This window comes from Snodgrassella sp. B3088 (assembly GCF_026535815.1).
Lineage (GTDB): Bacteria > Pseudomonadota > Gammaproteobacteria > Burkholderiales > Neisseriaceae > Snodgrassella > Snodgrassella alvi_E.
Genome location: NZ_JAFNPG010000011.1, coordinates 661 through 24,738, shown reverse-complemented (window position 1 = coordinate 24,738; position 24,078 = coordinate 661). Strand labels below are relative to the sequence as shown.

At 45.3% G+C, this 24,078-nt stretch carries 20 protein-coding genes; 7 read left to right on the top strand and 13 right to left on the bottom strand.

Annotated features, from left to right (window positions below; all coding sequences use genetic code 11):
* Positions 1–76 precede the first annotated feature (76 nt).
* A complete protein-coding gene (locus J3U75_RS08495) occupies positions 77–1,378 on the bottom strand; it encodes an MFS transporter (protein ID WP_267391542.1) in 1,302 nt (433 codons plus the stop codon).
* 349 nt (positions 1,379–1,727) lie between these two features.
* Here J3U75_RS08495 and J3U75_RS08490 point away from each other — a divergent pair, with 349 nt between their 5' ends.
* Positions 1,728–3,125, top strand: a complete 1,398-nt coding sequence (locus tag J3U75_RS08490; RefSeq protein WP_267391541.1) for an amino acid permease — start codon at positions 1,728–1,730, stop codon at positions 3,123–3,125.
* Positions 3,126–3,210: 85 nt separating this feature from the next.
* On the opposite strand, the gene J3U75_RS08485 is transcribed toward J3U75_RS08490, so the two are convergent.
* The 4 genes from J3U75_RS08485 to J3U75_RS08470 form a co-directional block, all read right to left on the bottom strand.
* Positions 3,211–4,008 carry a thiazole synthase gene (locus tag J3U75_RS08485; RefSeq protein ID WP_100156521.1) on the bottom strand — a complete coding sequence of 266 codons (798 nt, stop codon included), beginning with the start codon at positions 4,006–4,008 and terminating at the stop codon, positions 3,211–3,213.
* Between the two features lie 401 nt (positions 4,009–4,409).
* Positions 4,410–4,937, bottom strand: coding sequence for a YagU family protein (locus J3U75_RS08480; protein WP_267391540.1), 528 nt, complete (start codon positions 4,935–4,937; stop codon positions 4,410–4,412).
* Positions 4,938–5,294: 357 nt separating this feature from the next.
* Positions 5,295–5,489, bottom strand: a complete 195-nt coding sequence (gene thiS / locus J3U75_RS08475; protein WP_100156520.1) for a sulfur carrier protein ThiS — start codon at positions 5,487–5,489, stop codon at positions 5,295–5,297.
* Positions 5,486–6,604, bottom strand: coding sequence for an FAD-dependent oxidoreductase (locus J3U75_RS08470; protein ID WP_267391539.1), 1,119 nt, complete (start codon positions 6,602–6,604; stop codon positions 5,486–5,488). Before J3U75_RS08470 ends, thiS begins: the two co-directional genes overlap by 4 nt.
* 172 nt (positions 6,605–6,776) lie before the next feature.
* On the opposite strand from J3U75_RS08470, the gene J3U75_RS08465 reads away from it, so the two are divergent.
* Positions 6,777–7,049: a DUF3079 domain-containing protein gene (locus tag J3U75_RS08465; protein ID WP_267391538.1), complete on the top strand. Its 273-nt coding sequence runs from the start codon at positions 6,777–6,779 to the stop codon at positions 7,047–7,049.
* A gap of 746 nt (positions 7,050–7,795) precedes the next feature.
* On the opposite strand, the gene pta is transcribed toward J3U75_RS08465, so the two are convergent.
* The gene (pta, locus tag J3U75_RS08460; RefSeq protein WP_267391537.1) at positions 7,796–9,496 is read right to left on the bottom strand and encodes a phosphate acetyltransferase; all 1,701 of its coding nucleotides are present in this window, start codon (positions 9,494–9,496) and stop codon (positions 7,796–7,798) included.
* Between the two features lie 686 nt (positions 9,497–10,182).
* Between pta and J3U75_RS08455 the strand changes: the two genes are divergently transcribed.
* The 3 genes from J3U75_RS08455 (at position 10,183) to J3U75_RS08445 (ending at position 13,893) form a co-directional block, all read left to right on the top strand.
* On the top strand, positions 10,183–10,953 hold the full coding sequence (locus tag J3U75_RS08455; protein ID WP_267391536.1) for a serine/threonine protein kinase: 771 nt from the start codon (positions 10,183–10,185) through the stop codon (positions 10,951–10,953).
* A gap of 376 nt (positions 10,954–11,329) precedes the next feature.
* Entirely contained in the window at positions 11,330–12,745 is a 1,416-nt protein-coding gene (locus J3U75_RS08450; protein ID WP_267391535.1) for a hypothetical protein, read from the top strand.
* A gap of 131 nt (positions 12,746–12,876) precedes the next feature.
* Positions 12,877–13,893, top strand: a complete 1,017-nt coding sequence (locus tag J3U75_RS08445; RefSeq protein WP_267391534.1) for an MBL fold metallo-hydrolase — start codon at positions 12,877–12,879, stop codon at positions 13,891–13,893.
* A 119-nt stretch (positions 13,894–14,012) separates the two neighbouring features.
* On the opposite strand, the gene J3U75_RS08440 is transcribed toward J3U75_RS08445, so the two are convergent.
* From J3U75_RS08440 to earP, 5 genes are all read right to left on the bottom strand, one after another.
* Positions 14,013–14,666, bottom strand: coding sequence for a TetR/AcrR family transcriptional regulator (locus J3U75_RS08440; protein WP_100140773.1), 654 nt, complete (start codon positions 14,664–14,666; stop codon positions 14,013–14,015).
* A gap of 72 nt (positions 14,667–14,738) precedes the next feature.
* Positions 14,739–15,764, bottom strand: coding sequence for a UDP-N-acetylmuramate dehydrogenase (murB, locus tag J3U75_RS08435; RefSeq protein WP_416384697.1), 1,026 nt, complete (start codon positions 15,762–15,764; stop codon positions 14,739–14,741).
* The gene (locus J3U75_RS08430; RefSeq protein ID WP_267391532.1) at positions 15,761–17,146 is read right to left on the bottom strand and encodes an MATE family efflux transporter; all 1,386 of its coding nucleotides are present in this window, start codon (positions 17,144–17,146) and stop codon (positions 15,761–15,763) included. The genes murB and J3U75_RS08430 overlap by 4 nt, the downstream gene beginning before the upstream one ends.
* Before the next feature lie 139 nt (positions 17,147–17,285).
* A complete protein-coding gene (gene efp, locus J3U75_RS08425; RefSeq protein WP_025331610.1) occupies positions 17,286–17,846 on the bottom strand; it encodes an elongation factor P in 561 nt (186 codons plus the stop codon).
* 43 nt (positions 17,847–17,889) lie between these two features.
* A complete protein-coding gene (gene earP, locus J3U75_RS08420; protein ID WP_267391530.1) occupies positions 17,890–19,089 on the bottom strand; it encodes an elongation factor P maturation arginine rhamnosyltransferase EarP in 1,200 nt (399 codons plus the stop codon).
* A 420-nt stretch (positions 19,090–19,509) separates the two neighbouring features.
* Between earP and gyrA the strand changes: the two genes are divergently transcribed.
* Positions 19,510–22,113, top strand: coding sequence for a DNA gyrase subunit A (gene gyrA / locus J3U75_RS08415; RefSeq protein ID WP_267391528.1), 2,604 nt, complete (start codon positions 19,510–19,512; stop codon positions 22,111–22,113).
* A 168-nt stretch (positions 22,114–22,281) separates the two neighbouring features.
* Complete coding sequence (locus J3U75_RS08410; protein ID WP_100140779.1) at positions 22,282–22,479, top strand: (2Fe-2S)-binding protein; 198 nt, start codon at positions 22,282–22,284, stop codon at positions 22,477–22,479.
* A gap of 253 nt (positions 22,480–22,732) precedes the next feature.
* Here the strand turns inward: J3U75_RS08410 and J3U75_RS08405 are convergent, their stop codons facing one another.
* The gene (locus tag J3U75_RS08405; RefSeq protein ID WP_267391508.1) at positions 22,733–23,143 is read right to left on the bottom strand and encodes a GNAT family N-acetyltransferase; all 411 of its coding nucleotides are present in this window, start codon (positions 23,141–23,143) and stop codon (positions 22,733–22,735) included.
* Positions 23,144–23,242: 99 nt separating this feature from the next.
* A complete protein-coding gene (locus J3U75_RS08400) occupies positions 23,243–23,683 on the bottom strand; it encodes a MerR family transcriptional regulator (RefSeq protein ID WP_267391507.1) in 441 nt (146 codons plus the stop codon).
* Between the last annotated feature and the right edge of the window lie 395 nt (positions 23,684–24,078).

Sequence of the window (24,078 nt, the reverse complement as noted above, 5' to 3'; positions counted from 1 at the left end):
ACTATTTAAATTCGTTGTGTCTATTTTACGGCTAACAAGGCCACAATCAAGACTGTCTCATTCCAGACAGGAACTATTATTCGTATTTAACTTGAAACCGACTTTCATTCCCAGAGCCTGTACCGGCATCTGTATTATTTTTCATAATCGATAGAAGTAAAGACGCTCCTGCTGATAAGGCCAGCCATACCGCCACAAAACAGATAACCGGAAAATAGCTACCACAATAAACCCGCAGCAAACTGCCCAGCCATGCTGTAAGCAAACCACTTAGCTGATGAATTAGGAAGAAGGCACCAAAAATAAATCCTTTATAGCGGTATCCAAAAATAGTACCGGCCAGACGCGAGATAATAATCACGGTACCCATATAGGTAATGCCAAAAAATATACCAAACAACGGCACCATCACTGGTTCAGGCCACAATACCAACGCCATCAGTGTGGCACAGCGCAGTAGAAACAACATACCCAAGAGCAATGGCAGCGATACTTTTTTCGACACTATATAGCCAATCAGCAAACTTCCCAGTGCCTCAGACAAACCTAGCAGACTGAGCGAAAAACCGGTCAGCAGATTAGCAGCGGTACGATGCTGCAATATTTCCTGAATAGCGGGCACATAATGCACATCTATAAAAATCATCGACGTACCACAGCCTGAAAAAGCCAGAGCAGCCAGTAAGAACCTGCGGTCGAAATACCAGTAGCGCGGCAGAGACGCTAGCGTGGTATGTTTGACAGCCTGTGCATTTGGCTGGGTTAAAGGAGCTGTTACAGCACGTAACGCTACTGGTATTTTCACCGGAGTCCGTCCGAGACAGTTAAGCAACGCTGGTATAACAGCCAGAGAGGCAAATATTGCAGCCAGCACTGAGCACAGCATGGGCCACGACAGATAGCCTTCCAGATAAATCCAAATCGGCGAGAGAACCATCAGCCCTACGGCTATACCATTTGTGGCCAGCACATAGGCTAGCTGACGCCGTTCTGGCATCACATACATATCAATCAGAATACTAACTGGTACAAAAGTCAAAGCCGCCATTGCATATGCGGCGAACAGCAGAAAACCGAGCAAAAAAGTCAAAAAACTATTATCAGAAGAAAACAACAAAAATGCACACGCAGCAGACAACATGCCGGACAACAGTACATAGCTGGCACCACAACGGTCACACAGCTTTCCGACCATTGCTGAAAACACCCCTTGCGCCAAACCAAAGAAACCGCCAGCCAGAGCCATTGCCTCAATACCAACACCATAATGATGCACCAGACCGGTAAAATTAATTTGGTAGACACCCTTTATAGCCGTACTGATAAACATCACCATAAAGCCGTAGCCTACCACCAATCCAGTCAGGATCGCGCGCATGGAGTATTTCTCCCTAAAATTAGTTTAATTATTATTTTTAAAGTTAACCTGAAACGCATACAATATACCTTGAAACCACAACATTAATACAACATCTTTCCATATACAACCACTACATTGAGATATTGACAGCAACTGTAAAAAACTGTGATACAGTAATGGGCATCAGGCTGTCTACGCTACCCAATCATTGGGTGCTGTATCCTACAAATAACGTACTGCTACGGCTGTGATACAGCCTGTTAGTGATGAAAATACATCCGCTTAAGATAACCCGTTACTCTACATTCATCCGTCAAAATCACACCATGAGTTTACTTCCTGTTTTCAAGTTTATAGAGGATAAAACATGAACCGGCCGCCCGAATTAAAACGGACTCTGAAAAACAGACATTTACAATTGATTGCCATCGGCGGAGCAATCGGTACCGGCTTGTTTATGGGATCCGGCCGCACCATCAGTCTGGCCGGCCCTTCCGTACTGTTTACCTATATCATCATCGGTACATTTCTGTTTTTTGTCATGCGGGCCATGGGTGAATTACTCTTGCATAACCTGCAATACAAATCTTTTGTTGATTTCACAACGGATATTCTCAACCCTACTGTTGGTTATTATGTTGGGTGGTCTTACTGGTTTTGCTGGGTGGTGATTGGCATGGCCGATATTGTCGCTATTACCGGCTACACCCAATTCTGGTGGCCGGAGGTACCCCTGTGGCTACCCGGTATAATCTGCATCATCATTCTGCTAACGCTCAATCTGCTATCAGTGAAGCTTTTTGGCGAGCTGGAATTTTGGTTTGCGCTGATTAAAATTCTGGCCATTCTTGCTTTAATTGGTTGTGGCGGTTATCTGCTCATAACCAGTTTTGTCAGCACCAACGGTATTCAAGCCAGAATCAGCAATCTGTGGTCGTACGGAGGCTGGATGCCTCACGGGTGGTCTGGTTTCTTTGCAGCCTTCCAAATTGCAATATTTGCCTTTGTTGGTATAGAGCTTGTTGGTACTGCTTCAGCCGAAACTGACGATCCCACCACCACACTACCAGCAGCCATCAATAAAATACCGGTACGTGTGATTGTTTTCTACGTATTGGCTCTGACTATCATCATGACCGTCACACCATGGAGTATGGTGGCACCAGACCGCAGCCCGTTTGTTAACATGTTTACGCTCATTGGCATCAGCGCGGCCGCTACAATTATTAATTTTGTTGTACTGACTTCCGCGCTTTCTTCAGCCAACAGCGGTATGTACTCCACTGGCCGCATGTTGTACGGTCTATCCCGCAACGGGGTAGGTCCGAAGGTATTTGCCCGTTTGTCAGCCTCCGGCGTACCGCAGAACGGTTTGTTATATTCTTGTGCACTATTGCTGATCGGCGTCTTTTTGCTTTATGCCGAAGGTGATGTCATGAAAGTATTTACCATTGTGACCACTGTTTCCAGCATCTGCTTCATCTTTGTCTGGGCAGTAATCCTAATTGCCTATTTACGCTATCGTCGCCTTTTCCCAGAAGCACATGCGCGCTCCGTTTATAAAATGCCGTTTGGCATTTCGATGTGTTATGTGTGTCTGATATTTTTTGCGTTTGTGCTGTATTTGTTTAGTCAGGACAAAGATACGCTTACCGGACTGGTAGCCACTCCGGTCTGGTTTATCCTGCTAACCCTGTTTCTGCCTTTGTATAGGCAGCAATTGAAAAAACGCATTTCCTATACCGATTCAAAGCACAATCATTAACGACAAAAAATCTGTCCTGTTTTAATGCAGCCACTACACCAAAACAGGACAGAATAATAAAATAACGTGCGTACACACTTTATTTTTAATCGTTATAGTCAGGATAATGCCAGAAAGGTTGACCTAGTTGTGGCGTAGAAGCCTGTGCATTATGCCGCGGTACAACCGGCGTCGCTTCATAAGCCAGTCTGCCGGCCTTTACCGCCTGAGCAAAAGCTTCTGCCATCAACACCGGAGCACCACTGCGAGAAACGGCAGTATTCAGCAGCACCCCATCAAAACCCCATTCCATTACAGCTGCCGCATGTGAAGGCAATCCCAGCCCCGCATCCACAAGTAATGGAGTATCAGGTAAATGTTCACGCAGCACATGCAGGGCATATTCATGCACGGGTCCCAGTCCGGTGCCAATCGGTGCTGCCCAGGGCATCAAAGCCTGACAGCCGGCATCAAGTAAACGGCGGCAAGCTATCAGATCTTCCGTACAATAGGGCAATACCTTAAAGCCATCTTTAATCAGGATATCTGCCGCCTGTACCAACTGAAACACGTCCGGCTGTAAAGTATGGTCATCGCCAATCAGCTCCAGCTTAATCCAGTCTGTGGCAAAAACTTCGCGTGCCATCTGCGCTGTTGTTACTGCCTCTTGCACACTCAGGCAGCCGGCTGTATTAGGCAAAATAGGCAAATCTAGTTCCTGTAGTAATCCCCACAGACCCTGACCATGCTCTGCCGAAGTAGCACCCTGCCGGCGCAAAGCCACTGTTATCATTGCCGGCTGAGATTTTCTGACTGCTGCCCGCAGTATTTCCGGATTGGGATAAGCAGCGGTTCCCAGCAGCAAACGACTTTCAAACTGCTCATTATATAGTTGTAAAGCCATCAGCTCTCTTTCCGCAAAACAGTAATATCGAATATTGTCCAAACAGCCGCCAAGCACTGTCCAGAAGAAGAAAGACTAGATTTTATAACCAGAACAATATCTTTGCATCTGATTTCAATTAATAGGAAAAATCAGTTAGTACAAAATGAAAAAGCAGGCAGTAGATTGAGTATTTATCTTATTTTCATTATTTATTAACCATAAAATAATCAAACTTAGAAATAAACCGCACAACAGAGCAGAGGTCAGACACAAATATAAAAATGCCCATGACACTTATCCAGTATCAAGCGTCACACTGACACTTCATTATATGGATAAACATGGGCAAAAACAAAAAACTATCTCTGCTGATAGCCGGAATATCAAGAAATTCAGCATCCGGCCATCATTACTCTAGTCTACTGAAATTCTGGGTCTGGTTTTTTAGTCAGACGGTTACGCAAATCGCGGCGGAAAATTTCAATAGTCCACATCCACAGCAAGGTACCAATCAGCTCAGAAAAGAGCTCATCAAACGGCAGATTCCACGGAGCAGGCGACAAATTCATGACTGGCAGCATAATACCGTGGAACAAAATAGTTACCCCAATACCAAAGGCCATACCCTGCCATAATTTTACTTTAGGAAAAATTTCTGCTGCCATGCAGTAAATGACAGCCCAGACAATAGAAAACAGGATGTGTATCAGACTGCCACCCCAGTTCACTACTTGTTCGGAATAAGTGTAAACCATATTATGAATATCAATACCCATATCCTGAATCATCTGAATCGGAGGCGGCACACGGTCTGGTGTGCGCGGTGGCATGATACCTTCGGTACCAGATTTCACAAAAGCCGAAATCAGCCCCCCCATAATACCGGCAAAAAAAGCCACCCCAAAACTGCGGCTGGCCGGTTCGGTACGAGCAAACAGATTAGACATAATTAACGCCCTTTTGATATGTTAACAACAACTATTGATTTGTATTATTCATGTAAAACAGGGGCGCAAGTGTAAATGTAGATTAAAGGCAAAATCAAGCAAATTTACCCTTCTGCGTTATCTAAAACAGTATATATGACAAAATCAATTATTATAATGGCATTAAATATTATTCAGCATATTGATATTACCGACAAATAAATACGATTACTTTTATGGGATATTTAGCCTGAAATTTACTGCTTTATTTAAAAGTGAACAAATTACCCGCTTCAGCATCAGCCAGCACGGCCAAAGACGAGCAACAAAAAACCCTGTATGCATACAGGGTTTGCTGACAACCATTTTGCTACCATACTAACCACCCACTACCGGACTCACAATGTCCACTTTATCCTGCTCCTGCAAGACATAGCCACCATATTCCTTACGGGCAACAAAAGCAGTGTTTACGGCCACTGCAAAAGGTGTTTCAGGATTAATATGCACAACCAGCTCACCTAGCGTGCGGCCAGCAAACTCTATTACCTCATCATTAACGCATAATTTCATTTTATTGATTCTCCATTCTGGCTTACCGGCACAACGTCTATGTCATAGCGCGCATCTGCATCTGGAAGTGGCTGCTGTTGCATCAACGCCTGCATAACCCGCACAGTAGCCAGACTGACAGTGGGTGAAATCATAAACCCATGCCTAAACAATCCATTAACAGCTACCAAACGATTTTGTACATCATAGCGTATTTCCGGATTTTCATGATTGAGCGTTGGCCGTAGCTGCGCCAGACTTTCCAGAATTCGTGCTTCACCAAAAGCCGGATGAACGCAATGCAGAGCAGACATCAGCTCCAGCCCGCTACGCACACTCAGCGGGCTGTCATCTTCACTTTCAATCTGAGTAGCACCAATTACAAACAAATGGTTCTGTTTCGGCGCAATATAAATAGGATAGCGTGGATGCAGCACCCGTACCGGCCGGTGAAGCGTCACATCTGGAGCATGAATACGCAGCACTTCTCCCCGAACACCGCGCAGACGGCTACTTGCCTGATTGTTCCAGCTTTTTTTACCTCCAAAACCACGACAATCCAGCGTCCATTCAGCCAATTTTGCACATTCAGCCGGCTCACTTTCGCGTTCCCAATAACAGGTTACCTGCCGGCGCTCAAGCATATCTGCCAGTGCCAGCAGTGTCTGACGATTATCCAACTGGCCTTCTGTTGGTAAAAACAGTCCTTGCTGAAAACGGCCAGCCAGCTGCGGTTCTTGTTCATCAATTTGCTGACTGTGCCAATGCTGACAGCGACTGCTATCCTGATGAGCCCGTTGCAAATCTCGTGTAAACTGCTGAGCCAGCTCTCGATCCTGCGGATGCCAGACAATTAATGATCCATTCTGCTGCATGAATACCGGAGTTGGAAATTTATCCACCCACTTACGCCAGATTGGCAAACTGGAATATCCCAACTGAACCACCAGCGGCGTGGCTTCTACCGCTTCAGCTGTAGGCGCCAGCATCGCTGCTGCAGCAAATGCAGCGCTGCCTTCTCCATTTCGATTACCGGCATTGAACAGCACCACTTTAGAGCCCTGCTCTGCCAGTAACCACGCAGTCAGACGTCCCAGCAACCCACCGCCCAAAACGGCAACATCATATTGTTTCATTGCGCACCTGTCATATTAAACCGAATCTTAATCTGTTCCTGAATCAAGCATATTTTGTTTTGGTAAAAATATTTTCCCGACAAAACATTACACAGCACCCAGTCCTCCTCCGCTTGAACAAACCGGCTTCAGCGGGTATAACCGCAGATATTCCCCAACAATAGACTTTACTATGGCCAAGGTTTTCCCTCTGCATCCTAAACACCCCGAACGAATCTGCTGGGGCTGTGATAAATACTGTCGTGCAGATGATTTACAATGCGGCAATGGTAGTATCCGCATTCCACATCCGTGCGAGGATTTCGGTGCACAATGGTATCTTGAGGGTGATTGGTCCGGCTTGCTGTCTGAAACACAACGCAAACAAATTGCCGCTTCTAACCAGCCATCACCAAAAGAAATCAAACCGCACAAACCGCATATCAAACTAACGTTAAAAAAATAATCTTATCCTGATATCACTGCAACTAGTCCAGATTGACAAAACCTATCTTCAACACAGACCAATAGCCAAAACCAACTCAAACCTGATTTATTTCGTCCATCGTTAACAGAATAAATTGAAGAGCATCACAGGCACTGACTAAACAAAACACATTAATCCTAGCCGTTTCAATCACACAAAATATCAAGTTAAATATTATTGTAAAAACATTACTTTAATTTGAGAATTATTTTACAGAAATAAAACATAAAAAGATACGCTGATCCACTCAGGTACCTGCGCAATGAATGCAATAAGTTTCATCGTTATCTCCCTGAAAGACTCAATCCAAGGTTGAAAACAACAAAACATAAAAAAAGACAAGGCCTCATGCTTTCAATAGCCAGCCAATATCGCAGTAGTGTTTTAAGCCCTGAAAAAATAAACCGCCTGCAAAAAAACTGCAGGCGAGTATATTACTGCATAATACCTCTAATTTAAGATTATCCCTTTGTATTCTTGGCTATTTTATCAGACGTTATGTCCAGTTACAGACTGTAATTTATTAACACTGATTTGGCAATAGTTCGTAAAGTTATCGTATCAAAAGACAATAATCATCCCATTTATAATCAATATTTAATTTTAAATTGCTTATAAAAAATAAAATAATTAATTTTATTGCCATAAAATACAAAACAGGCAGATGATTGTCATATCATCTGCCTGTCTATCAGCAGTAATAATCTGCCGAAGAATAATATGGGTTAGCCCATCTGTACTGCCTGAATAGCCGTTAAAGCAATGGTGTACACAATATCTTCAATTAGTGCACCACGCGACAAATCGTTTACCGGTTTATTCAGACCCTGCAACATCGGCCCCACACTCAGCACATGCGCACTGCGTTGCACAGCCTTATAAGTAGTATTACCGGTATTTAAGTCTGGGAATACAAACACAGTAGCCTGCCCAGCAACCTTGCTGTCCGGCGCCTTCTGTCTGCCCACACTAGGCACACTGGCCGCATCATATTGCAATGGCCCATCAATATGCAGATCAGGACGTTTTTGCTGTGCCAACTTAGTAGCTGCTGTCACCGTCTCCACATCAGCACCACTTCCGGATGAACCGGTAGAATAAGAAATCATCGCCACTTTAGGCTCAATACCAAATGCTTTAGCAGAATCGGCAGACTGAATGGCAATATCTGCCAGCTGCTCGGCAGTAGGATTCGGATTAACAGCACAGTCACCATATACCAGCACCTGATCCGGCATCAGCATAAAGAATACGCTGGATACCAGACTGGCACCCGGAGCTGTTTTGATTAATTGCAGAGCCGGACGAATGGTATTGGCCGTAGTATGTACTGCGCCAGACACCAGACCATCCACATCACCGGTTGCCAGCATCATCGTGCCCAACACTACCGTATCCTGCAATTGCTCAGTGGCCTGTTCAGGTGTCAGACCTTTGCTTTTTCTCAGTTCTACCATCGGTGCAACATAGCGTTCACGGATTGTGTCTGGATCAATGATTTCCAGTGAAGCCGGTAATTGAATATTTTTTTCCCGTGCTACTGCTTCCACTTCTTCTTTTTTAGCCAGCAACACACAGCGCGCAATTCCTTTATTTTCACAAATGGCCGCTGCGGCAACCGTGCGCGGTTCACTGCCCTCCGGCAGCACAATACGTTTATTGGCCGCACGGGCACGTGCCATCATCTGAAAGCGAAATGCTGCCGGCGCAAGATGCTCTGTCAATGGTTTAGCCTGTGCTGCACTCAATAGCTGAGCATTCAATTGCGCAGCCACTGCACTGGCTACATCCTTAGCCTGAGCCACATCAATTTCAGCCGGAAGAGCAGTTACCACACCCAGACAATCAATTTTGCAGCCATGTGCGGTCAGTTCAGACTGTACCTCGGCAGCAAACCCAGCTGCAGGAGCATGCTCGGCATCAGCAGTCAGAATAAAGCCACTGATTTCTGTGTGGCCATGCGCATAATCATGCGCAGCCAGCAACAACTGCGCTGCAACCAAAGCAGGAGTACGATTTGCAATCGCTGCCACAAGAATTACCCGTGCATTCAGCGCTGCCGCGATTTTCACATTTTGTGCCGGCAGATAAGTGCGACCCGCTTCCGGAACCGCACCTTCAATCACCACCACATCATGTTTTGCCTCAGCCAGCTGATGAAAAGCAGCAACAAACTCTTCCACAGCATCATCTGCTTGTCCCTGATATACCCGCTCATCCAAAGCATTCAGCGACTGTGGTTCAGGCAAAGTTTGCTGCAATACCGCCTGCACCAGTGCAACGGTATTATCCGCAGCTGTACTTGCGGTAACTGGTTTATAGTACAGCGGCACCTGTCCGGCTTGTAAAAATATCTGCGCCACACCCAGACCCACACCGGTCAAACCAGCCTGTGATCCAGTAGGCACCAGCAAAAATTGCGACATAAAAATCCCTTTCGTTGAACTAACACCAGCAGCAAACGCCGCATTTATTTTATCGCTAACGATTATAATTTACTTCGCTGCACTGCATACCGAGATACATCAATTTTTGCATGAAAAAACATAAGTCAGCCGAATATACATCATAAGCATAATAACACTTGATTTATCAGGCATGGCAGCAGTAACACAACTATCGCGACAACAGCACTTTAGAACCAAGCAAACTGTACAAACTGCCAGCATAGCTATGCCTAATACTGTGTTGACCAGTCGAACTTTTATATATGCTCTTCCGGCACAATGCGCTTCCAATCCCTGATATTTATTTCATATCGCTAATTTCGTATTTCTGTATTTCCTGATTTTTAAGTACGCTTTATTCAGCAATCGCATCTTTAAATTATTTATTCACATGAACCATAGGAGACATTAAAAACTAAATAATCAAAACAGACTCTACCGTCAGACAAAAACAGAATGGTGCACTTCAGACTGAAAAGCAATGATCAACTGCCTGATGGAAAACACTGATAACAGCCGAATCTTTACGCACTTTAATAAAATACTGCCCATCCACTATTCATTCAGCTCACACTAGGGTACACATGTTGAAAAAAAAATTTTTCTATGCAATGGCTTTTGTTTTTCTTACATTATGCACACTATATTTATACGGAAGGAATAATATGGCCAGATTAACAACAGAGCAAACCAGCGCACGCACCACTGAAGGATTAACGACTATTAGCTCTTCTTTCAATGCCCCCACAGGAATTGCCTTCGACACTAAAGGCGCAATGTACGTTACAAACTGGTCAGGTAACTCAATCACTAAAATAAACACCAACGGCAAACGTGATACTATTTATGCCGATATTGAAGCACCAGCTGGTATTGTGATTGATGCACAAGATAATATCTATGTATCATCCTACGATGGAGATTACATTTTAAAAATCAATGCCAAAGGTAAAGCTGAAAAAATTTCAGATGGCTACCATACCCCTACAGGTATTGCTTTTTCCAATACTGGCAAATTGTTGGTTACCAACCGTTCCACTGGAGAAATCGTATCACTGGATTTAAACAGCGGCCGCAAAGAAATCATTGCCCGGGGTTTAACCACACCAGTGGGCGTCACCCAATTACCGGATAACAGCTTAGTTGTTTCCCAGTATAGCGGTCGCCTCACCCTAATCTCACCAGATGGCAGCCAGACAGAATTGGGTCAAGAATTCAACCGTCCAGGCGTAGGCATTGTTACCGTTTCTCCAAACGTCGTTGCTGTGATTGACAACGGAGCTGACATGGTGCGTACAGTAAATGTCAAAACAAAAACCGTAAACACTTTAGTTACCTCAATACCAGGAGCTGTGGCATTAGCCTATCACCAGAATCGCTACTATATAGGCGCTTGGCAAAACAGCACCGTCTACGCATATACGCCACGAAACTAAACGGAAACAACAGCCAGCAACAAAACTTCTGAAAATCAAGGCATCACATCTGGCTAGCTGGTCAAAAGAAAACCTGAATTGCTAACAGCCAGTTCAGGTTTTCTTACATCATTCCTGTTCAATTATCCAAAGCTAGTCAGAACTATTAATAAAATATTTTTTCTCCTAAAAAAGCGTTGAAAAAAGTCAGGGTGCTTAGAGCTTTCCATTCACTACACAGCAATAGCCAGATAAATAGAATAAAAGCATATCAATATCATTTCAAATTTGCATAATTGGTAGACTTATAATTCCTTACGCTTCTGTATTGATAATGTTAATATGCTGATTCTATATCGTATCTTTTTTTTGTTTACGTAGCCGAGGAAAGAAATAAATGAGAAAAATACTATTGGCTTTTCTGTGTCTGATATTGGCAAGCTGTGTAGTATCTGTAAAACCGGAAGATAAATTTAAATCCGGTGATTATATCGGGGGAGTAAAAATTCTGGCTAATAACTTCAATGCAAAAAGCCAAAAGCTGCAACAGAAAAATAAACCATGGAAAGATAAAGACATATTATATTTACAAGCAACAGTAGCAAAACTGACTGTAATGGCTCAGAAAAACATTCAGCAGGCAGCACCAACCGATTATGAAAAACGAATAAAAAATTATCAGCTACTGCTGGCATTAAAAACCGAGCTCGGAGATAAAAGCTATAGTCCATATATAGAAAAATATCTCAGCCTGTACACAATAAATGGAATAAAAGAATCACTGGCTAAACAGTTTTATCAGCAGGCCAACGAAATTGTACCTGCCTACAGTGATGATTATCTGCGCAAAGCAAAACTATACCGTCAGGGTTATGAATATTTTAATTATCAAGATATTCTCAAACGTGCTGAAGATAATCAAAATATGTATTATAAAACTGCGGCACAGGAATTTTACACAGACGCACAAGCTGATATACGTGAACGCAATTATAAACAGGCTGCCGCAAATTTTCGCAAAGCACACGAAGTGTATCTGCCTTTAGGCAATTATAAAGACAGCGCCAAACAAGCAGATATTTATGAAAAAAAATGGCGCACCATTGAAGCAGAAAACCATTACCAGCAGGCACAAACCATAATTCGCCGCGCAAAGCGTCTGAGTGAATATCGCGAAGCTGCTACCTTATATCGTGCTGCCAGCGAAGTATACAGCCCATATGGTAATACCTATAAAAATTCCACCAAACTGGCAAGTATGTATGCGCAAAAAGGACAAATACAAATTTTCGTCCGCGGCAACAGCTATCTGGCTGATAACATACGTTCCGCATTACAAAAAAATTATGTTAATTTTGTCGATAATGCCAGTGCCGCCAATTTAGTGATTGATGTAAGCATGAACCGCGGCCAGTTTCAACAGTATAAAGAAAATATTGAAACCCAAAACCTCCATGAAAATCTGCGTGTCGGATCAAAACAGGTGGCAGATGAACACGGTAATATGGTCAATCAAGATGTGTATAAAGATTTCTATTTCAAAAAATATAGTGTCAAAACTGTAAATGAAGCAGAAATGATGGCTGAAGTACACACCAGAGGCCTGTACGCCCTAAATCGCAACTACCGTGCAAAAACAACTTCATCACAGACTTATTACTGGTTTGATGGAAACGTACCCAAAAAATATACCGCATATACCGAAGGTAAACTGCTTGCTCGCGAAGAACAATTTAATCAAACACGCCAAAAACTATGGTCACAGATGAGTGGTGATTTTTATGAAATGAACAGAATACTGGACACTCAATAACTTTCACCACTTAAAGCAGCGATTTATTTCAGTGCTTGTGGCACCAGCAGAGCAAGCACTGATTTAAGTTCTACCTGTAATAAGGGCATTATGGTACAAACAGTGTTGGACTGGCATAAAGAAGGCAAATAATGCTATTTAAAAGAAAAAACCCCTACTACAATCCAAAGAAACCGCATCATACGCCTTACGGATTCTGTAATTTAGAACCAACAACCATCAAACAGCTTGACGTCTATCGCTGGAGCTTAGAAAGACACATCCACCATCTGCCCAAGCCACCACAGCAAGGTTATGCACATTTTGCCCGTGAGTGGACGCAGTCACCAGATTTCACCCTCTCCGGTAATCGCCTATGGTGGATTAGTCATGCCACATTGCTCATACGTCTGAATCAATGCATGATTATTACCGACCCAGTATTCTCGCAACGGGTATCGCCTGTATCCTTTGCAGGACCAAAACGCCGTACACAGCCAGCTGCAAGCATTGCCGAGCTACCCCATATAGATGTCATTGCCATTTCTCACAACCATTACGACCACCTAGACACAGCCAGTATTCGTAAACTGGCCGCACGTTTTCCCAATATCAACGCAGTCGTCCCCTTAGGACTAAAACGAAAACTACAGCAATTGGGCATTAACAACGTAACAGAACTAGACTGGTGGGAACAAACAAACATTCATAATATCTGCTTTCATGCCGTACCGGCACATCACTGGAGCCAGCGCAGCCTGTTAGACCGCAATCACACTTTATGGTGTGGCTGGATGATGCAAACACCTGAAGGTAGCAATACTTACTTCAGTGGCGACACCGGTTTCAGTGAAATCATGTTCCGTCAGATTGCCGAGCACTTTACCTCCACAGACATGGCAGCTATTCAGATCGGAGCCTATGCACCACGCTGGTTCATGCATAATCAGCACATTGATCCCGAACAAGCTGTAGCCATATTTAATATTCTGCGTTGCCGTCAGGCCATAGGCATGCACTGGGGCGCTTTCGAGCTGGCCGATGAACCTTTGGATGAACCACCGCAACTACTGGCCGCAGCCAGAGTTCGGCATGGATTATTACCCGATTGTTTTGAAAGCATCAAAATGGGAGACAGCCGCCCGATCACCTCTTCCTTACCCCAATAACAGAAACCGTTTCATGCTTCTGAAAAATTTCACTAGCCACAGCAAATAAAACATTAAAACTAAGGTTCGGATAATATAAAAAAATCAACCCCATTCTTCTGAATGGGGTTGATTTTATCTTATATGTGATTGCGCAAATCAGCCATCATCCGGTTAAATTCTTCCCGATAGGCCGGCGCTACATACGGACGCAGCAAAGTCAACGTCTGATGAGTACCGCGGTATTTAGAGTCCTCAGTTAGCTTACGTTCATACAGCGCACTGTCATAATCACACCAGTATTTTGTAATTAGCCAGATATTTACAGCCATTTCCTTACGAGCAATTTCATCGGTCTGAATAAAGCCGGTATCTGTCAGCTGCTGCAACAAATTTTGCAGCAGCGGCGACACCCTTACACGGGTAAAATTATTGTGCTCACCCAGAAGTTCAGCACTTCGCGACAGCATTGCATTCAAATCACTAAATAAAAAACGGTATCGCCACATTACATCATACACACCAAACATATAATTCTTAATGGCATTCGTATCCTGCGGCGTCTCCACCTGCTGCAGATAGCACAGCAACTCCTCACTATAGCGCTTAAAGAGCTGCATAATGATTTCATCTTTATTGCGAAAATGATAATACAAATTGCCCGGGCTAATGCCCAAATAAGAAGCAATATGATTCGTACTGATGTTGCGTTCACCCTCCTCATTAAACAGCTTCAGACTAGCATCAATAATACGATTATAAGTATTGGGGCGTGATTCTTTCACCATATTCATTTCTTTCAGATTATGCTGTCTCTTACTGCACAAATCATACTAACGGCATTTTTATCAGACTACTGGTCGCCGTTACTGAGGCTGCCATATGGGCTCAGGCTCCAGCCGCACCTGAAAACGCTGTGCCACACAATTCTGCACATATTCAGACAGCGCTACCACATCAGCGGCAGAGGCATGATCTTTATTTACCAGAACCAGCGCCTGCCGCTCATGTACCGCAGCACCACCCAACTGAAATCCTTTCAGGCCACACTGGTCTATCAGCCAGCCAGCTGCCAGTTTCACTTGTCCGTCCGGCTGCGGGTAATGCGGTAGAGACGGATATTGTTTCAAAAGGCCAGAAGCCAGTGTAGCTGGCACAACTGGATTTTTAAAGAAACTGCCGGCACTCCCAAGCACCTGCGGGTCAGGCAGCTTTTGCTTGCGGATATAGCACACAGCCTGTGCCACTATACTGGCGGTCAAAGCTTGTCCCTCTGCCAGTTCTGACGCCACCTGTGCCAAATCACCATAACGCAGCTGCGCTTTAAACACATGCGATAGCACAAACCGCACCGCCACAATCAGATAACGTCCCTCAGCATGTTTAAAAATACTGTCGCGATAAGCAAAACCGCACTCATCACAGTCAAGCCAGCACAGCTCATTCGTTTTAAAGTCGTAAACCTGCACCGCGTCAATACACGACTGCACCTCAACACCGTAGGCGCCAATATTCTGTACCGGTGCTGCCCCCACCGTACCGGGTATCAGGCTTAGATTCTCCAGTCCGCACCAACTCTGAGCCAGCGTATATTGTACAAAATCATGCCAGTTTTCACCCGCGGCTGCTTCAACCACTACACGGTCTCCATCATCCGCCACCAGCTTAATACCACGATTGGCTACACGCACCACTAGTCCCGGATAATCAGCACAGAATAGAATATTACTCCCACCGCCCAGCCATAGCACGCGCTCGGGTTCAAATTGGGGTAAAGCCATGATTCTCGGCAACTGTTCAACATCAGTCAGAGACACCAACCAGCGTGCGCGTACCGGCAACGCAAAAGTATGCAGCGGCTGTAAATCAGCATATTCTGTCACATCCATCATGATTCCTTTTCCGCCTGCATCAGCGCAAATCGCTCACTCTGCCGGTGCAAATACCATACCAGAGCCACCGCCGCACCGGTTAGCGCTAGCACCAAAGCCAGCCAGAAACCATACAAAGCCATACCGAAATACAAGCCAAACAGACATCCAAAACCCAGACCCAAACCCCAAAAACTAAACGCATGAATCAGCATCGGAATCTTAGTCAGCTTATAGCCGCGCAGCGCGTACGAAGCAATCGTCTGCGTAGCATCGGATAACTGAAAAACGGCCGCAAAAATCAGCAGTGTGCCGCCCAGCAATACGACCTCCTGATCAGCTGTGTACAAACCCACCCAGAAGTGCCGAAACAATAACAGCAGCACACCGGTAAAGCACGCACCCAGCAGTCCCATACTCAGACCCACACCAGAAACAAAACGGGCGCGTTGCCATTTGCGCGCACCTACCGCCTGTCCCACACACACCGCCAGAGCAATACCAACACTTTGCGGCAACATATAAATCAGCGACGTAATACTGATTACCACCTGCTGAGCCGCCACCTGAGTCACACCAAAACGCGCAATCAGCAAGCTGATAAATGTAAACAGGCTCACTTCAAGGAAAAACGACATCCCAATCGGAATACCCAATCGCAATAGCGAAGCCTGTACACGCCAGCGTGGTCGTTCAAATCGAGCAAACAGCGCAAACGGTGCAAAATACCGCTGACGAACCACATAAATGCCCAGCACAATAGCATTAAACCAAAAACAAATAGCCGAAGCCAGACCACAGCCTGCCCCTCCCAGCTCCGGCATTCCATACTTGCCATAAACAAAAATATAATTCAGTGGAATATTCAGCAGCAGCGCAATCAAGCTCACCACCATAATCGGTTTTGGTCGGTTTAAAGAAGAGGCAAATGCATAAAAAGCTCGATGAATCATCGCTGCCGGCATACCCAATGCAATAAAAAACACAAACTGACCAAACACACCATCCACATAGGTGCCCATATTCAGCCAGTGCTGCATCGGCTTAATCAGCACCCACAGCAGCAACATGCCCAATATGCCAAGAAACAAACCGAACCACAGTCCTTGCCGTCCCTGCTCCCCGATTTCTGTGGTTTTACCGGCGCCATACAACTGCGCCAGAATCGGCTGCAAAGCCGTCATCACCCCCAGAAATGTAATATAAAGCGTAATGAACACATTCGAGCCCAGAGCCACCCCAGCTAGATCATTGGCACTGGCATGGCCAGCCATCACCGTATCCACTACTCCCACACCCACCTGCGCTGCCTGTGCCACAAGAATCGGCAACGCCAGACGCAACAACCTGCGGCATTCAGCCCACAATTCACCACGTCCATGCAGATTCAGTTCAAACAACATCTTTCACCTACAAACTTAAACAATACAAACAATAAAAGACAGCAAACCATCACAGCCATCAAGCAGCCTGCTACCGCGCAGTAAACAATAAAACAGGCTGCCTGAATTTCTCCAGACAGCCTGCCAGCCAGAAAATCAGTTAGGCGCGTTTGCGGAATTCAAAAGTACGCGAATCGATTTCCACCTTATCGCCATTTTCAATATAAGCAGCTACCTGAATCTCAGCTCCACCTACCAAACGGGCATTCTTCATCACTTTACCAGAAGTATCACCTTTTACCGCAGGCTCCGTGTATTCCACTTCACGCACGATAATAGTTGGCAGCTCCACTGAAATAGCACGGCCGTCATAGAAAGTCACTTCACATTTTTCTTCCATGCCATCCACAATAAACTTGATGGCATCACCGATGTTTTCAGCTTCCACTTCATACTGATTGAATTCATCATCCATAAACACATACATCGGGTCAGCAAAATAGCTATAAGTACACTGCTTACGATCCAGTACCACTACATCAAACTTCTCATCGGCTTTATAAACCGTTTCCGTAGCAGCACCAGTCAGCAAATTTTTCAGTTTCATTTTCACCACGGCAGCATTACGACCGGATTTATTGTATTCGGACTTCTGCACCACCATTGGATCATTGCCCACCATAAATACATTACCCGGGCGCAATTCTTGTGCGGTTTTCATCTTTAATCTAACTTCCAAAAATGTTCAGCAAATAATAAGTACATCATTTTAGCGGAAGATGGCAGAATCTGGCTAGTTTTTCAAGCGCATTGTCCTGCGCATGCAGCATTTCAGACCACCTCGCTGCCGCTTTTACCCAACTTTGCCAATTGCCACACAAATTCTGCCACGCCACTATACGGCTTAACTCATCCAGCTTGCCAGCTCCATTTAAATCATCCGACAAAGCCATAAACGCTCTTTGCAGCTCTACTGGCCATCCTGTCGTAGCCTTTGCCCAGAAAGCATGCAGTTTTTGCACATGCGCATTCTCGTTCTGCCGATAAATATGCCAGAAAAAAGGTAAACCGGCCCATAAAGCACGCACAAAACTGTCTTCGCCCCGCACAATTGCCGCATCAGCCAGCCACAGTAGCTGATCAAACGCCGCCTGTGGTACAAACGGAATACGCACCAATGTGACATTATCCAACTCATATATGGCACCATCTTCACGCAAGGCATCTGTCGGCACAATCGAAGCCGCACGCAAACTTTCCACCACCTGCTCACCAGCTAGCCACAACGTCACCGGCGTACTACCCTGCTGCCACATGTTCAACCATTGTGGCCAGCATACTGAAGCATAGGCAAATACCAGCCACAACTGGCCTTTATGCTGCTCAGGCAAACCATACTGTTGTCGGAATGCCTGCTGTAACTGTGGCTGCTGCCTAAATACAGCACGTTTAGTCAGATAATCTTTTTCACGCAGCAGGCCGCCACTGGCTGCATCCATACCCATAAACCAAAAGTACTTTTTCAGTCCGTCAGCCTGTAAGGACGGCATAGCATGCAAATCCAACGCCCAGTCTTCAGCCGTCAGATATTCCCAGTTTAGCCACAAAGGCTCACACCGGCTCATTCGTGCCCGCACTGCGTCAGGTAACGTACAACCAAAAGTCTCTATTACCAATACCGGATCAATAGCCTCAGCCAGCTGTCGCTGCATCAGTTGCTCATCCTGCCAGACTTCCACCACTACATGGGGCAAATACCCTTCCCGCTCCGGTACCAGCTTATCCAGAGCTTTCACATCATCAATCCACAGACGCACGCGTAAACACAAATACTCTGCCAGCAGACAGCTTAAACGCCAGCCCACGCCCACATCACCAAAATTATCAATTACCCTGACAAATACCCACGCCTCAGCAACCAAATCATCCGGAAGCGTATTAGCAGATTGATTCTTACTACACATTAAAAAATCCTTACCCAAAGTCTGGATTCATAGCAAAAAATCGACAATTTCCCATCTGTCAAGATAAAACAGACTTGACAAAACGATTTTATCCACATGAATTAAACCAGTCATGCTAAAGTCTGTAAAAAATCTGAATGGCTTTAATTTTTACAAACATATTTTTTAAATATATGATTTTAAAAGAAATTTATTTTAGGCTTATTTTTTAGGCAAGCCCATGCAAGTCTTGATTTATAGGCAATTATGCAAGCCAGACTTTCATTTTCCACAGATTTATCCACAAATATTGTGGGCATATCTTTAAACCCTTTAACAACAAGGTTTTTTACAGCAAAACAACTCCAAAAAGAAAAATAGTCAGAAACCATTAGCCGCTATGGTAAAATAAACAATGCTCTCTATAGTAATAAAGCCATTATGTCAGATGCACTTTTTGCCAAAGAAACCATAGCAGTATCTCTAGAAGAAGAAATGCGCCGTTCCTATCTCGATTACGCCATGAGCGTAATTGTAGGACGAGCCCTTCCCGATGTACGCGATGGCCTCAAACCGGTTCACCGCCGCGTTCTTTACGCTATGCACGAACTCAACAACGACTGGAACCGTGCCTACAAAAAATCAGCACGTATCGTCGGCGATGTTATCGGTAAATACCACCCGCACGGTGATGTCGCTGTTTACGACACCATCGTCCGCATGGCACAAGATTTCTCTATGCGTTACATGCTGGTGGATGGACAAGGTAATTTTGGTTCCGTGGATGGCGACAGTGCCGCTGCCATGCGTTACACCGAAATCCGCATGGCAAAAATTGCGCACGAACTACTGGCTGATATCGATCAGGAAACCGTCGATTTTATTCCAAACTACGACGGCAGCGAAAACGAGCCGGCTGTACTGCCTACCCGGATTCCAGCCTTATTGGTGAACGGTTCATCGGGCATCGCCGTTGGCATGGCCACCAACATCCCGCCTCACAACATCAACGAAGTAATCGGCGGCGCCAAAGCCTTGCTGGCCAACGAAAACCTCAGCGTTGACGAACTGATCGACCTGATTCCCGCACCGGATTTTCCTACCGGCGGCATCATCTACGGCCTTTCCGGCGTACGTGAGGGCTACCGTACAGGCCGTGGCCGCGTCATCATGCGCGGCAAAACCCACATCGAGCCCATTGGTAAGCACGACGACCGTGAAGCCATCATCATTGATGAAATTCCCTATCAGGTCAATAAAGCCAGACTCGTTGAAAAAATCGGCGAACTCGTACACAACAAAGTGCTTGAAGGCATCTCTGATTTGCGCGACGAATCCGATAAATCCGGCATGCGCGTGGTAATTGAGCTGAAACGCAACGAAAACGCCGAAGTCGTTCTTAACCAGCTGTACAAATTAACTCAGCTACAAGACAGTTTCGGCATCAACATGGTAGCGCTCGTAGACGGCCAGCCACGACTGCTCAATCTCAAACAGATACTGAGCGAATTCCTGCGTCACCGTCGCGAAGTCGTTACTCGTCGTACCCTGTTTGCCCTGCGCAAAGCTCGCGAACGTGGACATATCCTTGAGGGACAGGCCGTTGCTTTATCTAATGTTGACGAAATCATCGCCCTCATTAAAGCTTCTGCCACACCACCTGAAGCCAAAGCAGCCTTAACCTCACGTCCGTGGCGTTCCGGCCTCGTAGCCGACATGCTGGCTCGCAGCGACATCGATGTGCAGCTGGTGAAACCAGAGGATGCACCCGACAATACCGGACTAATTGGCAATGATTACTTCCTGTCTGATGCACAGGCACAAGCCATCCTGGATTTGCGTCTGCAACGCCTTACCGGACTAGAACAGGATAAAATTGTTGATGAATACAGAAGTGTACTCGATAACATACTAGATTTGCTTGACATTCTGGCCAAGCCAGCACGTATCAACCAAATCATTCATGACGAACTGACCGCCATTCAGCAACAGTTTGGAGACGAGCGCCGCAGCGAAATCAACGCTTTCGGTGGCGACATCGCTGATGAAGACCTGATACCGCAGCGCGACATGGTGGTTACCCTCACCCACGGCGGCTACATCAAAACTCAGCAGGCAGACGATTATCAGGCACAACGACGCGGCGGCCGTGGCAAACAGGCCACTGCCACCAAAGATGAAGACTTCATCGAAACCCTGTTTGTTGCCAACACCCATGATTATCTACTGTGCTTTACCAGCCTAGGCAAATGCCACTGGATAAAGGTGTACAAACTGCCTGAAGGCGGCCGTAACAGCCGCGGACGTCCGGTTAACAACGTAATTCAGCTGGAAGAAGGCGAAAAAATCAACACCATACTGCCGGTACGTGAATTTAGCGAAAACGAATACGTTTTCATGTGTACCGAACAGGGTATCGTTAAAAAAACCCCGCTTATCGATTTCTCCCGTCCGCGTACCGCCGGCATCATTGCCCTCGGACTCGACGAAGGCGACCACCTTATCGGTGCCGTTAAAACTGCCGGCAAACACGATATCATGCTGTTTTCCAACGGTGGTAAAGCCGTACGTTTCAGCGAAGACAACGTCCGCCCAATGGGGCGTAGCGCTCGCGGTGTACGCGGCATGAAACTGGCCGAAAACAATCAGGTGATCAGCTTATTGGCCTACGATGCCGAAGAAGATGGCAACAAACTGGTACTCACCGCCACTGCCAATGGTTATGGTAAGCGCACCATTGTAGACGACTACCGCCGCTCTGGCCGTGGTACTCAGGGCGTAATTGCCATCGATACCGGCGAACGAAATGGCGACATGGTTGCCGCCACCCTCGTAGCCGACAGCGACGATCTGATGCTCATTACCAGCGGTGGCGTACTCATCCGTACCAAAGTAGATCAGATACGCGCTACTGGCCGTGCTGCTGCCGGCGTCAAACTCATCAACCTCGATGAAGGCGAAAAACTGGTTAGCCTCGAGCGGATTGCCGAAGCAGAAGAAAACAGCAATACCGAAATAGATACACTGGATACGCACGACAACTGATGATTCCAGTGAACCAAAATAAAGCCGACTTTAAAAGTCGGCTTTATTTTACCTGTCCAAATAAATTCAGAATTAATAATTCATTGCCACACATTACTTGATAATAATAATGAAATCCACTATCATCTTTATCCACAAAAAAAGAAGCTGCACTCAAAGGAAAAAATCATGTATGTATGTCTGTGCAATGCCATCACTGATCGCCAGATAAAAGAAACTGTCGCTGCCGGTGCAAGCAGTCTGACAGACTTACAAGCACAACTTGGTGTCGCTACCTGCTGCGGCTGCTGTGCAGACTTGGCCAGCTCATTCCTATCCTGCCATCATGAAAATCAGACCAATTGCAGCAAACCCAACTCCAAATAAACAGCCACACCTCAGAATTACCCTAATTTCATCAATTAGCAGCACATACAAAAAAAATAGCAACTGACAAAAAAACTAAAAATAAACTCAAACCATCCAGATTAATCTAAAACTACTCTTCACTTTCTTTGTATACCCATACGGTAACAAAACAGATAGACATCATCAAAAATAAAACATTCCAGAGAACCATTCCCGCCAGCTAAACTAACTGCCGTCATCCACAGACCACAGCATAGGAAACGTATTTACATTATTTCAACTGCTTATTCAACGTCCATGCCGAAGGATGAGCAGAAAACCCAATATGCCCATAGTAATCAACTGCCTGTGGCGCTGCAATCAACACAACCTGCGCATCAGCACGCGTATGCTGCTGAACTTCACGAATCAATTGTTTACCGATTCCCTGCTTCTGATATCGTTCGTCCACCGCCAGATCAGCCAGATAAGTCACATAAACAAAATCAGTTAGGCAACGTGCAATCCCCACCAGCCTGTCCTTGTCCCATGCTGTAATAATCAGATTAGCATTATCCAGCATCAACTGAAAACGCTCCTCATCACCAATCGGCCGCCGCCCGCCCAATGTACAGTGACTATAGAGCTCAGTAGCTTCAGCCAGTGACGGCTTAACATCATTACGGTAAATAATATCAGTCATTATTATAACCATTTAAATTTTTATAATTTTATCTATCAGATTCCGATACATCCAGTCAACAATCAGCTTCTTACCTTTCATCCTCATTCAAACAAACATTCAAAGATGATGACCAATATTGCTTAAATATTCTGCAAAGCTTACCTGCTCCCCCAGAGCACCTCGCTTACGTTGCTGATACCAGTCAATCTTATCATTTAAAATCCGTACATGCTGCTCCAGCTCAGCCTGCTGCTGCATAAACGCCGCACGTGTCTGCAATAACAACTCCAAGCGCTCCGAAATCGTTTCATCTCCTTGACTGCGCAAAAACACATACTGCTGTAACTGCGCCATACTCATACCCGTATTCTTCAAATGCAGCACAAACTGCATCCACTCAACATCCTTCTGCGTAAAATACCGACGTTTATTCGTACTACGCTGAGGAGAAATCAACCCCAAACTCTCATAATACCGCACAGTCGCCGGAGTTAATCCAAACAAATTAGCAAAAGTGCGAATACTGAATTGCCGGCTTTTAGAAGTAATCTTATCCATATACCAACACCATTCTTATTTATACATAATATCAAACATGATAAAATGTAATTAAACGTTAATTTAACAATGCATTTTACAGCTTTATTGTAAACAACAAACAAAGCATTGAATTCAAAAAAACAAACATAGCCATACACATCTATATTTTCATCAAGGGGTTTAACGAATGGGCAATGCGTATTGGGCCGCCCGCGAAGGGGACATCCTATTACACACCTCCATGCTCGCAGACATCGTTGATGCGGCTGTAGAAATAGCATGCTACGCAGCCATCACCGCCGCAGTAGGTTTTGCCATTTTTGGCACCATCACCACCGGCGGACTACTCCTAAGTGTCCTTGTCGGCGTACTCATGGCCATTTCAGGTGGTGATAACGTCGTATCCAACCTCG